At 58.5% G+C, this 13,015-nt stretch carries 11 protein-coding genes; 9 read left to right on the top strand and 2 right to left on the bottom strand.

Features of this window, described 5'->3' with window-relative positions:
* Nucleotides 1-51: 51 nt before the first annotated feature.
* On the bottom strand, nt 52-663 hold the full coding sequence (locus tag EKM85_RS05855; RefSeq protein ID WP_125585343.1) for a YesL family protein: 612 nt from the start codon (nt 661-663) through the stop codon (nt 52-54).
* 101 nt (nt 664-764) lie between these two features.
* On the opposite strand from EKM85_RS05855, the gene EKM85_RS05850 reads away from it, so the two are divergent.
* The 9 genes from EKM85_RS05850 (at nt 765) to EKM85_RS05810 (ending at nt 12,637) form a co-directional block, all read left to right on the top strand.
* Nucleotides 765-1,736, top strand: a complete 972-nt coding sequence (locus EKM85_RS05850; RefSeq protein ID WP_125585342.1) for an ABC transporter permease — start codon at nt 765-767, stop codon at nt 1,734-1,736.
* A gap of 19 nt (nt 1,737-1,755) precedes the next feature.
* Entirely contained in the window at nt 1,756-2,667 is a 912-nt protein-coding gene (locus EKM85_RS05845) for a carbohydrate ABC transporter permease (RefSeq protein ID WP_125585341.1), read from the top strand.
* Between the two features lie 26 nt (nt 2,668-2,693).
* Nucleotides 2,694-4,478 (top strand): type 2 periplasmic-binding domain-containing protein, encoded by a 1,785-nt coding sequence (locus EKM85_RS05840; RefSeq protein WP_225418942.1) that lies wholly within the window; start codon nt 2,694-2,696, stop codon nt 4,476-4,478.
* A gap of 640 nt (nt 4,479-5,118) precedes the next feature.
* A complete protein-coding gene (locus tag EKM85_RS05835) occupies nt 5,119-5,781 on the top strand; it encodes an SGNH/GDSL hydrolase family protein (protein ID WP_125585340.1) in 663 nt (220 codons plus the stop codon).
* Nucleotides 5,781-7,244: an alpha-L-fucosidase gene (locus EKM85_RS05830; RefSeq protein ID WP_125585403.1), complete on the top strand. Its 1,464-nt coding sequence runs from the start codon at nt 5,781-5,783 to the stop codon at nt 7,242-7,244. The genes EKM85_RS05835 and EKM85_RS05830 overlap by 1 nt, the downstream gene beginning before the upstream one ends.
* A 5-nt stretch (nt 7,245-7,249) precedes the next feature.
* A complete protein-coding gene (locus tag EKM85_RS05825) occupies nt 7,250-8,065 on the top strand; it encodes an alpha/beta hydrolase (RefSeq protein ID WP_125585339.1) in 816 nt (271 codons plus the stop codon).
* A gap of 15 nt (nt 8,066-8,080) precedes the next feature.
* Nucleotides 8,081-8,950 (top strand): ROK family protein, encoded by an 870-nt coding sequence (locus EKM85_RS05820; RefSeq protein WP_125585338.1) that lies wholly within the window; start codon nt 8,081-8,083, stop codon nt 8,948-8,950.
* Between the two features lie 9 nt (nt 8,951-8,959).
* Nucleotides 8,960-10,426: a glycoside hydrolase family 1 protein gene (locus EKM85_RS05815; protein ID WP_125585337.1), complete on the top strand. Its 1,467-nt coding sequence runs from the start codon at nt 8,960-8,962 to the stop codon at nt 10,424-10,426.
* Between the two features lie 174 nt (nt 10,427-10,600).
* The gene (locus tag EKM85_RS05810) at nt 10,601-12,637 is read left to right on the top strand and encodes a beta-galactosidase (protein ID WP_125585336.1); all 2,037 of its coding nucleotides are present in this window, start codon (nt 10,601-10,603) and stop codon (nt 12,635-12,637) included.
* Here EKM85_RS05810 and EKM85_RS11715 read toward each other — a convergent pair.
* Nucleotides 12,617-13,015, bottom strand: a 399-nt coding sequence (locus tag EKM85_RS11715; RefSeq protein ID WP_191987292.1) for a transposase, incomplete at its 5' end; no start/stop codon positions are given. The two genes, EKM85_RS05810 and EKM85_RS11715, sit on opposite strands and share 21 nt — an antisense overlap.

Genomic DNA, 13,015 nt, shown 5'->3' with positions numbered 1-13,015 from the left:
GACGACGCAGTTTTATACTAATCGTGTTGAAACGCTTCCAACCTTTTGTCGTTAGACTTTATCAGAGTATTTCGTGAAGAGCTTCTTCTCCACAAACGCCTTGATGTAAAGCCAGAAGGCGAAGCCGAATATAACAAACATCGCACGACCAATTCGCGTGAGGCCAAAGAGGGCTAAGGCACCAGCGTCGATGGCGATCAGGAGCAGCACTTTGCCGAAGCTTGGCAGCACCATCAAGGCCGCATTCTTCATCGTTTGCCGGTAGGAATTCTTGAAGGTGCCGACCAGCGGGAAGAGCACCTCGACAATCATGAGCAAAACGACGGTGGCAATGATCATTACGATCATGATGGGGGTGGCGAACCACAGCGGGGAGCTGCGCCAGAAGCTGATGTTGAAGATGAACACCGCCGCCAGGGCCAGGACGGTCAGCCAAGTTTGGGTGCCAAGCACCAAGCTCGCCTTGAAGTTTCGCCAGTAGGTTCTGGTCAGCGCTGTCGCTTCGTTATCGATGTACAGCATCATCGTTCGCTGCATGGCAGCGAGGCCAGCGCCGATCGTGACCAGCGGAATGCAGGTCAGGATGAACACCAGGTTGACGAGGACGAAGCTGGCGAAGGTGCCCATGGCGCGGAAAAACGAGCTATCTGGATTGAATTTCATTTGGATTGCCACCTGTTCTTAGTTTTGACGCGATAGTCATCATGTTAGACTACGCGAATCTGCGAATGCAAGTTTGTTTTTGATGAAGAGAGGGATCACCAATGGACAATGTGACTGTGAATCCGGACGTGGCAGCGGAACAAAAGCGCCGGCATCAACAGCATGAGAAAGCGAAGGCGAAGCAGGGCCGCAAGATGTGGCTGCTGATCGCACCATTCCTGGTGCTGGTCGTGGCGTTTAGTTACTACCCGCTGTTTGGCTGGATTTACGCGTTTTTCGACTACGAGCCGCCAATTCCACTGCACCAGAGTGAATTCGTCGGGCTACAGTGGTTCAAGATGATGATTCAGAACTCCACGCAGGTGCACCAGCTGGTTCAAGTGCTGGCCAACACCTTCGCCATGAGCCTGCTGAACATCGCCACGTCCTTCCTGCCGGTATTATTCGCGATTGGGCTTAATGAAATTCGCAATAAGCACTTCCGCAACACGATCCAGACCCTGACCACACTGCCTAACTTCATTTCCTGGGTGCTGGTTTACTCGATCGCGTTTGCGATGTTCTCCTCCAGTGGGATGGTCAACGAGCTGCTGCAGAACCTGCACTGGATCGCCGAGCCAATCAAGTTTCTGGATTCGGATGCCCACACTTGGCTGAAAATGCTGCTGTGGAGCACCTGGAAAGGCCTGGGCTGGGGCTCGATCATCTACCTCGCCTCGATCACCGGGATCGACCCGGAGCTGTACGAAGCCGGGCGCGTGGATGGCGCCAGCAAGTTGCAGCTGATCCGCTACATCACGATCCCCGAGCTGCTGCCGACGTACTTCGTCATGCTGATGCTGTCGGTTTCCAACTTCCTGAACAACGGGATGGATCAGTACTTCGTCTTCCAAAACGCGTTCAACCAGACCCACATTCAGGTCCTAGACCTGTACGTTTACAACGTCGGGATGGGGAACAATAGCCTGTCGTACGCGACGGCGATCTCTATGCTCAAGAGTCTGGTGTCCGTGGTACTGCTTTGGATCGTCAACGTCGTGTCGAAGAAGACGCGTGGTTCCTCGATTATTTAAGGCTAGGAGGTGAGAATCAATGACTGAGATTGAAAGACATGAAACGACCCCGGGTGAGCAGGTCTTCCGCGTGTTCAACATTTTGTTCTTCGTGGTGTTCACCCTGATCTGTGTTTACCCGTTCTACTACCTGATCATCAACAGTGTTTCCGCCAACAACCTGTCGGCGGAGGGCCTGATCAACTGGCTGCCCAAGCACATTCACTTTGAGAACTACGTGCAGGTGCTGGGGCTGTCAGGCATCGGCACCGCGGCGTTGGTTTCCCTCGGCCGGACCGTCATTGGGACGGGCCTGACCGTGATTGCCTCGGCCTTCCTGGGGTATATGTTTACCCGCGAGGACCTGTGGCACCGGCAGTTCTGGTACCGCTTCGTCATCATCACCATGTACTTTAACGCCGGGATGATCCCGATGTTCATTACGATGAAAAACTTAGGCTTAACCAATACGTTCTGGGTGTACGTGCTCCCTGCGATCGTCGCCCCGTTCAACATCATTTTGGTCAAGACCTATATTGAAAGCTTACCGAAGTCGCTGGAAGAAGCGGCTGCTCTCGATGGTGCGACGACCCTGCAGACCTTTATCCACATCATTCTGCCGAGTTGCACACCGATCCTTGCCACCGTGGCGATTTTCTCCGCGGTTGGGCAATGGAACTCATTTCAGGATACACTGCTCTACATTACAGACGACAAGCTTTATTCTCTGCAATACTTACTTTATCAATACATCAACCAAGCGAGCTCGCTGGCCAACATGGTCAGAAACGGCGGCGGGGTGAGCGCAGTGGCTAGTGTGGCCCAGTCGCAAACGCCAACGTCGATTCGCATGACGGTTTCCGTGGTCGTGGTACTACCGATTTTGTTCATCTACCCAATGTTCCAACGTTACTTCACCAAAGGCATCATGCTTGGCGCTGTTAAGGGTTAATGTGTATCAAATACGGAGGTTAAGGGATGAATACGATGAATTTTCGCAGTAAAGTTTCAGGCGGATTGAAGAAAGCCGCATTAGTGACGACCGTTGCCGCAGCCGCATTGGCGCTGGCAGCTTGTGGCAGTTCCAATTCTTCCTCGAACAAGGCGGAAAAAGACGATGGCAAGCTCATGACCGTCACCGTCTACGATGACATGGCGAACTACCAGGGCGTCGCAAAGGGCTGGTTTGCCCACTACGTCCAAAAGAAGTTCAACATCAAGCTGAAGATGGTCGCGCCTAACGTATCAGGCGGCGGGAACACGCTGTTTGACACCCGCACTGCGGCGGGCAACCTGGGTGATTTGATCATCACCGGGACCAACCACGTGAACAAGCTGACCAAGGCCGGTCTTTTGACCAACATGACGCCGTATATGAGCGGCATGAAGTACATCAAGAAGTACAGCGCGGCGACCGATCAGATCACCAAGCTGGCCGGCAAGAAGGGAATCTGGGGCATCACCAACTCGGTTTCCTCAGAGTCGCCAACGAAGTCCTCTGAAGGGCTGGAGCCCATCACGGCCCCATACATCCGTTGGGACCTTTACAAGAAGGTCGGCTACCCGAAGCTGAACAGCACGGATGACCTGCTGAATGCTTTGAAGGACATGCAGACGGAAGCCCGCAAGGAAACGGGTAAGAACGACGTCTACGCGATTTCCCTGTTCAAGGACTGGGATTCCACGATGATGCAAAACGCCGGCCAGAACCTGGCGTTCTATGGCTGGGAAGTTAACCAGCCATTCGCCCTCAGCAAGGGCAACGGCAGCGCTTACGAGAGCCTGATCGACTCCAAGAGTCAGTACGTTAAGGGGCTGCGCTTCCTGAACAAGGCTAAGCAGCTCGGTTTGGTCGATCCAGAAAGCACCACGCAGAACTGGGATACCATGTACTCCAAGTACCAAGCAGGGAAAGTCCTGTTCGCATACTGGGGCTACCTGGGTCAAGGCGCCTTCAACACGACCTCGAACATGGCTGCCGGCAAGGGCTTCGAGCTCGCACCGCTGAAGAACATGAAGGTCTTCTCGATGGGCAACCAGCCAACCGGGAACACGACGTTCATCGGAGTTGGCTCTAAGGCGAAGAACAAAGCGCGCCTGGTTAAGTTCATCAACTGGCTGTACAGCCCAGAAGGCGTTCAGATCCAGCAGGCCCAGACCACTGGTTACTCTGCTGGTCCTAAGGGCTTGACCTGGAAGATGAAGGGCGGCCAGCCGGTTCTGACCGAATTTGGTAAGAAGGCTCAGCTGGAAGGCGGCTCCGTTCAGGTGCCTGCTAAGTGGGGCACCGGGACTTGGAAAGACGGGATCTCTACGTTGAACTACGTCGCTGTGATGCAGTACGACAAGGACCCGACGACCGGCTACAGCTACGGCTACGTCACCTGGCCATCCGTTTTGAAGCTCAACCAGACCAAGCTCTCTAAGGACTGGTCCGCACACATGGACAATGCCACATCGTCCATGGACTACCTGAAGAAGAACAAGGAACTGCTGGTTGGCGCCGGGGTTTCCTACACGGCACCGGAAGACTCTTCCACCGTTTCTACCACTCGTGGCTCAATCGGCACCCAGATCGTCAACTCCTCCTGGAAGATGGTCATGGCCAAGAACGACGCCGAATTCAACAGCCTGCTGAGCAACATGCAGAAGACGGCGAAGGGCCTGGGTTACGACAGTGTCTACAAGGTCGATCTAAAGAACGCGAAGGCCAAGAACGCGCTGCGTGAAAAGACCATTAAGCAGTACAAGGAAGACAAGTAACCGCCAGGCGGATTGAAAGACTGGTTATCGTCGGGTGACTCGTTGCCACTGTTCCTTTGAAGGAGACAGCCGGCTAACTGACGGTACTTCAGAAATCTGAATCCAAGAAGTAGTTGCATTCGTGGCAGTTGGGTAAGATGACTAAGGATGGTGCGGGGTGACAAACGTCGCCCCGCATTTTTTAAGGCTGCGAAGCGGGGCGGGTTTAGCCCGACGGCCAGCCTAGCTCAGCGCATTACCGGCGAATTTTGCCGGTGAGGCGTTGAGTGTAGCAGGCCGCTCGGGTGTTGCCCCGCTGAGCGCAACTAGGCTGCGGAGTCGGACGGTTTTAGCGGGATGAGTAGCCTAGGCCAAGGCGTTGCCGGTGTACTGTGCCGGCGAGGGCTTGGCCGTAGCTAGTCACTCCCGCGGTGATCAGCCTGTGTGAGCAGCGCGAACTACAGGGTGACATGCGTTAGCTGTCCGATGGAGCGCAACTAGGAGGCTACGGAGTCGAACGCACTTAGGGTGATAGCCAGCTTAGCCTGGGCCAGTGCCGCCGTACTGTGCAGGCGAGGGCTCAGGCGTAGCAGGCCGCCCGGGCGTTGCGCAGCCGTCCACTTCGCCTTTGCACAAGCCAATATTGGAAGGACAGAAACTCATGTTAATCGAGAAAAATAGCATCATTGTTTTCGCTGGTGATTCCGTCACGGATGCGGACCGCAACTACGACCGCGAGCCCGGGGGCTGGGATTCATGGGGCCACGGCTATGTGACGTTGATCAACGACGCGATGACCGCCCTGGCGCCGCAGCTTAAGGCCGAGATCATCAACTCGGGGGTCAACGGCGATGATATTAAACTGCTGGCCGCGCGCTACGATCACGATGTGCTGCGCTTCAAGCCGGACGTCGTGACTGTGATGGTCGGGATCAACGACGTGTGGCGCCATTTTGACCGGCAGTTCCAGCACTGGAACCAGCCGAAGGTCGAACCGGCCGAGTACCGGCAGATCTACCAGGACCTGATCGATACGACTAAGCCGCACGTGAAGGAGATGATCATCATGAGCCCGTTCATGTGGGAGCTCAACCACGACGACCCGATGCGCCGCGCCTTGATGGCCTACCAGGATATTGGCAAGGAGCTGGCGGCGCAAAACGGCCTGCTTTACATCGACGCGCAGGCGGCTGTGGACCAGTTCCTGCACCAGGCGGCGTACTTCGTGGCCACGCCGGATCGGGTGCACCCGTCCGAGCAGGGGGCGATGGTGATCGCCAAGAAGTGGCTGGACGCCGTGGGCTTTGATTGGAGCGCGCAATGATGGCCAAAACAGTTGAAGAGATCCGCGCGGTCAACGCGCAAGGCAAGTACCAGCCGAATTGGGAATCACTGAGCCGCATGCCGGTCCCAGCATGGTTTAAGCAGGCCAAGTTTGGCATTTTCACCCACTGGGGCCTGTACACGGTGCCGGAGTACTCAAACGAGTGGTACTCGCGGAACATGTACATCAAGGGGATGCCGGCGTATGAGCACCATATCAAGACGTACGGCCCCCAGAAGGACTTCGGCTACAAGGATTTCATCCCCCTGTTCACCGCCAAAAAGTTCGATCCGCAGGCGTGGGTCGCGCTGTTCAAGCGGGCCGGGGCGAAGTACTATTTTCCCGTTGCTGAACACCACGACGGCTTTCAGATGTACAAATCTGACCTGTCGCACTGGAACGCCGCGGAGATGGGGCCCAAGCGCGACCTGCTCGGCGAGCTACGGCAAGCGGCGCTGGGCGTGGGCCTGCACTTTTGCACGTCGAACCACCGCGCCGAGCACTGGTGGTTCATGGGCCATGGCAAGCAGTTTGATTCCGACGTCAAGGAACCGCTGCAAAAAGGCGACTTCTACTGGCCGGCCATGCCTGAGCCGGACAACCAGGACTTGTACTCGACGCCGTATCCGACCAAAGAATACCTGGAGGACTGGCTGCAGCGGGTCTGCGAGCTGATCGATAACTACCGTCCGGAGATGCTTTATTTTGACTGGTGGATCCAGCACGAGGCCTTCAAGCCCTACGTCAAGGAAATGACCGCGTACTACTACAACCGCGCGGCCGAATGGGGCACGCCGGTCGGCATCTGCTACAAGTACGACGCTTTGGCCTGGGGCGACGGCATCCCCGACGTGGAGCGCGGTGGGTTCGAGCAGCAAAAGCCGTTCTACTGGCAAACCGACACCGCCATCGCCAACAATTCCTGGTGCTACACCGACAGCCTCGATTACAAGGGCACCAACGAGCTGCTCATCAGCCTGCTGGACGCTGTGTCCAAGAACGGCAACTTGCTGCTGAACGTGGGCCCACGGGCGGACGGCTCGATCGCGCCCAAAGACCGCCAGATCCTTGAGGAGATCGGGGACTGGCTGGCAGTCAACGGTGAGGGGATATACGGCAGTACCTGCTGGAAGCTGTTCGGCGAGGGCCCGACCAACATCAAGGAGGGCATGTTCCAGGACCTTTCCGGGATGCACTACGGCCCGAAGGATATTCGCTACACGGCTAACAATGGCAGCGTGTACGCTTACCTGCTGAGCCCGGCCGGCGCAAGCGAGGCGACGTTGACCGCCTTTCGCGAGTTCGACGAGCACGATCAGCCGGCCTTTCACGCGCCAATCAAGCGGGTGGAGCAGCTCGGCGTGGGGCCGGTCTCCTGGTACATTGACAAGGCGGGGCTGAAAGTCGAACTGCAGCCGAATGCAGATAATCGGCCCATTGGGTTAAAAATTATGGTGGAGTGATCAGCATGCAATATTTTGAAAAAACGCTCAAAACGGCTTATTCCGATACGGCCAAGCTGTACGGGTACGTCCTTGATAACTCGAAAGAAATGGAAATTAACCGGCGGCGCAAGACCATCGTCCTGTGCCCGGGCGGCGGCTACGTGATGACCTCGGACCGCGAGGCGGAGCCGATCGCGATGCGCTTTTTGGCGATGGAATGCAACGTGTTCATTCTCCGCTACAGCGTTGCCCCGGCCCGCTACCCGGTGGCGCTGGTCGAGCTGGCGACCACGATGAAGCTGGTGCGCGAGAACGCTGAGGCGTGGCACGTGGACCCGGACCGGATCATCGTGGCGGGCTTTTCCGCCGGCGGGCACTTGGCGGCCGAGCTGGCGACCCAGTGGGACCGCGACTTGGCCATTGACTTCGGTTTTCGCCCGCAGGACATCCAGCCCAACGGTCTGTTTCTCGGCTACGCGGTGATCACCTCCGGTAAGTTCGCCCACCAAGGCTCCATCGAGGCGCTGCTCGGTGATGATTACGGCAAGCCGGCCATGATGGCCAAGGTCTCGCTGGAAAAGCAGGTCACGGCCTCGGTGCCGAAGAGCTTCATCTGGTGCACGGCCACCGACGACACGGTGCCGATGGAAAACAGTATGCTGTTTGCCAGCGCGCTGCATGCAGCCGGGGTTTCGGTCGAGCTGCACGTCTTTCCGCAGGGCGGCCACGGCCTGTCTTTGGCAATCAAGGAAACGGCCATTCCGGAGGGCTACGGCGTGCAGCCGCAGGTCGACGCGTGGCCGGACCTCTTCAAGGCGTGGCTCGCGAACAACTTTTAAAAGGCGGTCTTATCAATGAATTATCTATGTTATGACGTGGGCGGCACCTTCGTGAAGTACGCGGTAGTGCAGGAAGACGGCACGTTCGTCAGCAAGAGCAAGTTCCCGACGCGCGCGGACAACGCCGAGCAGTTCTTCGGCGATCTGGCCAAAGTTGCGGCCAGCGCGCCGGCCGACATTGCCGGCATTGGGGTCAGCTTCCCCGGGTTCGTCGATCCGCACACCGGGGTGGCCAAGCGCGCCGGCGCCCTGGGCCACCTGGACGGCGTGAACCTGATCGCGGCATTTCAGGCGCAGCTCAAGCGGCCGCTGCCGATTGCAATCGAAAACGACGCCAAGTGCGCCGCCTTGGCCGAGATGCTCAACGGCAACGCTACAGACGTCAAGAACTTCGCGGTGATCACCTTGGGCACCGGTGTGGGGTGCGGGATCGTACTTGACGGCCGGGTGCTGCACGGCGGGCATTTCCGGGCCGGCGAGTTCGGTATGTCGATCACCGACTACGGCCAGCGCGGGTACGCGACGCTGCACGACCTGGCGGCCACGAGCTCCCTGGTCAAGGCGTACGCGCAGGCCAAGGGGCTGCCGGTGGCGGAAGCGTCCGGGGAGGCTATCATGGCCAACCTGGCGGATCCGACCACTGAAACCGTGGTGCGGCAGTGGGCGGCGCACGTTGCCATTGCGATCTTCAACCTGGTGGCAACGCTGGATCCCGAGCGCGTGCTCATCGGCGGCGGCATTTCCAAGAACCCGAAAATCCTGCCGTACATCAAAGACGCGCTGGCCGACATTCCGTTTTGGACCGACTACCAGACGGACGTCGCCTTGTGCAAACACGACAACGACGCCGGGCTGCTCGGGGCCCTGGCCATCGCTAAGCAGTAGGAGGAAGAAATGTACTATAAACAGTTAGATGATTTTCCCAAAAACTTCCTGTGGGGCGCGGCGAGTGCGGCCTACCAGATCGAAGGCGGCTTTGACGCCGATGGCAAGGGCCCCTCGATCTGGGACGTCTATGCCCACCAGCCGGGCAACACCTTCAAGGGCACGACCGGCGACGTGGCAATCGACCACTATCACCACATGGCAGAAGACGTCGCGCTGATGGCCAAGATGGGGCTCAAGGCCTACCGCTTCTCGGTGGCCTGGAGTCGCGTGATTCCCGACGGCGACGGCGCGGTGAACGAAGCGGGGCTGGATTTTTACCGCCGGCTGATCAAGGCGCTGAAGCAGAACGACATTGAGCCCGTGCTGACCCTGTACCACTGGGATCTGCCGCAGGCGTTGCAGGACAAGTACAACGGCTGGGAGTCGCGCCAAGTGATCCCCGCGTTTGAGAAGTACTGCCGGACGCTGTTTGAGGCCTTCAAGGACGACGTGAAGTACTGGGTCACCTTCAACGAGCAGAACGTCTTCACCGGCATGGGCTACCGCTGGGGCAATCACCCGCCGAAGGTTCAGGACACTAAGCGCATGTTTGCGGCCAACCACATCATCAACCTGGCCAACGCGACGGCCATCAACTTGTTCCACCAGCTGGTGCCAGACGGCATGATCGGCCCGAGCTTCGGCTACGGGCCGGTGTACCCGCTGACCGGGGCGCCGGAAGACGTGCTGGCGGCGGTCAACGCCGACGACTTCAACAACAACTGGTGGCTGGACGTCTATTGCCGCGGCGAGTACCCGTACTTCGAGCGCAAGGCACTGACCCGCGCCGAGTTGATGCCAGAGGTCACGGCGGCCGATGACGCGCTGCTGAAAAGCGCCAAGCCCGATTTTCTCGGGATCAACTACTACCACGGTGGCACCGTGCAGCAAAACCGGCTGGAAAAGCCGGTCAAGGCGGGGGACGCGAAGGAATTCTCCGCGACCGACCCGTACCTGATGCAGCCGAAAGCTGAGCAGGCCCAGTCGCCGGAAGTGCCGATGTTCAATGCGGTTTCTAACCCCTACCTGGCCAAGACGGCCTGGGGCTGGGAGATCGACCCGGTCGGCTTCCGCGTTGGCCTGCGCCAAGTCTACGAGAAGTACCGCCTGCCGCTGTTCGTCACCGAAAATGGGCTGGGCGCGCTTGACGAGCTCAAGGACGGAGAGATCGACGACTCGTACCGCATCGACTACCTGCAAGACCACCTGAAGACGATGAAAGAGGCCATCACCGATGGCGTTGACATGATCGGCTACTGCGCCTGGAGCTTCACCGACCTGCTGTCGTGGCTCAACGGCTACAAGAAGCGGTACGGCTTTGTCTACGTGGACCGCGACGACGATGGCCCCAAGGACCTGAAGCGCATCCCGAAGAAGAGCTTCTACTGGTACCGGGACATCATTAAGCAAAACGGGGCGCAGATCAAAGCATAAGTGGGTGCTAACGCTGGTCCGGCGCACCTTAACTGGGCTCCGGGTCGACAACGCCCGAGCGCTCAGCTACGCCATCGACCTCGCCGCCAAAAAGCGGCGACAATGCCGATGGCTAGGCTGATCGTCGGGCTAAGAGCGTCGACCCTGCGCACCTTACCATGAGGAGGTTTCAAGATGTCATTAAAAGAATTACCCTTCCTGTTCGGCGGCGATTACAATCCCGAGCAGTGGCCTGAGGATACTTGGGAAGCAGACATGAAAAAACTGCAGGCCGCGCACGTTAACTCGCTGACCCTGAACGTGTTTTCCTGGTCCGTGATCCAGGCCGATGAAGAGACGTACGACTTTTCCCTGCTGGACAAGGTGATCAAGCTGGCCGCGCGGTACGACATGCAGATCGTGCTGGCCACCTCGACCGGCGCGCTGCCGGCCTGGATGGTGAACAAATATCCGGACGTCACGCGCACGGACATCAACGGCCGCCATGCGGGCTTTGGCATGCGTCACAACGCCTGCCCGAACTCACCGCATTTTCGGCAGCTGGCTTCTAAGCTGGTCGCGCAGCTCGCGGCGCGCTACGCCGGCAACCCGGCGGTGGTGTGCTGGCACGTCTCAAACGAGTACGGCGGCCTGTGCTATTGCGACAACTGCGCAAGCGCGTTTCGCGACTGGCTCAAGGCCCACTACAATAACGACCTGGCCGCGGTGAACGCGGCTTGGAAGAGCAACTACTGGAGCCACACCTTCCACGCCTGGGACGAGATCGTGCCGCCGACGCATTTGACGGACATGATCGATGCCGGCACCGACAAGCCTGTTTTGGGCGGGGCGGCGCTGGACTACCGGCGCTTCCAGTCCGATTCGCTGCTGGCCAATTTCAAAGTGGAAAAGGCCATTATCCGCAAGGTCGATCAGACGACGCCGATCACGACCAACTTGATGGCCGCGCAAAAGGACCTCGACTACTTCCAGTGGGCCAAGGAGATGGACCTCACCGCCTGGGACAACTACCCGAGCTTTGACACGCCGAGCTCCGAAACCGCGATGGATCACGATTTGATCTACGGGCTCAAGCAGGCGCCGTTCATGCTGATGGAACAGACCCCCAGCCAGGCCAACTGGCAGCCCTACCTGGCGCTGAAGGCGCCAGGCGAGCTGCGGATGCAGTCCTACCAGGCCGTGGCGCACGGCGCCCGGACGGTGCAGTTTTTCCAGATGAAGCAGTCGCGAAACGGGGTGGAGAAGTTCCACAGTGCCGTTATCTCGCACACGGATGCCACCGGAGAGCACGAGACCCGCGTCTACAAGGAAGTGCAGGCGCTGGGCAAAGAGCTTGCCGGCTTGCCGGCCGATCTGCGCACCAGCCGCCGGGCCGCGCGCGTGGGCGTCTTGTTCGACTACCCGAGCTGGTGGGGGGTCGAGTATTCGACCGGCCCAAGCAAGCAGATGGCCTACATGCAGCAGGTCCACACTTATTACCAGATGGCCTACGACGCCGGCCTTGAAGTGGCCATGGTCGGCAAGGACAGCGACTGGTCAGGGCTCGATATTCTGATCGCGCCGGTGATGTATATTGCCGATCAGGCGACCACCGATAAGATCCACGCCTTCACCAGAAACGGCGGGACCTTCCTGACCACCTATATGTCCGGGATCGTCGACGAACACGACAACGTCTGGCTGGGCGGCTACCCAGGCACCTTGCGCGACGTGCTCGGCCTGTGGAACGAGGAGTGGGACGCCCGGCCGCCGAAGACCACCGTGGCCGTCAAGCTCGCGACCGGCCAAACCGTTGCCGGCACGTTCCTGTGCGAGATCATTCACCCGACCGCGGCCAAGGTCCTGGCGACCTACGCGGACGACCAGCTGTTTTACACCGGCGCGCCGGCGGTGACCGAGAACGCCTTTGGCAAAGGTCACGCGTTTTACGTTGGCACGCAGCTGGATAAGGCCGGGCTTTCGGCCGTGATGGCCGCGCTGCTGGCTGCGGCCGGGCTGAAGCCGGCAACGCCGCAGCCGGAAGGGGTGGAGATCACCCGCCGCTACAGCGAGACCCACCAGTACACCTTCCTGCTCAACACGACCAACCGGCCGCTGACGGTGGCGAATCCCGCCCTAGGCGGCGAGGACCTGCTGACGCACACGACGCCTGAAAAAGAAGTGGCGCTGCCTGCGTTCGGGGTGGCCATTTTACAAAGCACCCGCGCCTAAAGGCTGCGCGGCTGCAGACACAGCGAGTCGCAAAAAGTGGCTGAGACATAAATCGAAGCTGCAAAAAAAGACCGACCGTTCTACCAGAATATTTCTGGATAGTTCGGTCGGTTTTTCGATTTTGGTGAGCTCTTTTTCGGCTTTTGTAGCTATTTTGATTTTCAGGGTACGACAAATAGACCCCCACTTCAGCAGGCCCTTTAACAGATCTGGGTGGACGTCTATCAGAATTGCCAGCTTTTGAAGATTTCCTGCCATCAAAGTTAATCCGAGCTCCTGGCGAACGGGCTCAAGTCCACGCACTGAAGAACGAGTGAAGGTCAGATTGTGCTTCATATTCCCAAAGACTGGTTCCACTTCAATCTTACGGGTTGCGTA

The sequence above is a fragment of the Lacticaseibacillus jixianensis genome, assembly GCF_003946485.1.
In the GTDB taxonomy this organism is placed as follows: domain Bacteria; phylum Bacillota; class Bacilli; order Lactobacillales; family Lactobacillaceae; genus Lacticaseibacillus; species Lacticaseibacillus jixianensis.
Note: the sequence above shows the minus strand (reverse complement) of the source record. Positions and strands in the feature narration are given on the sequence as shown.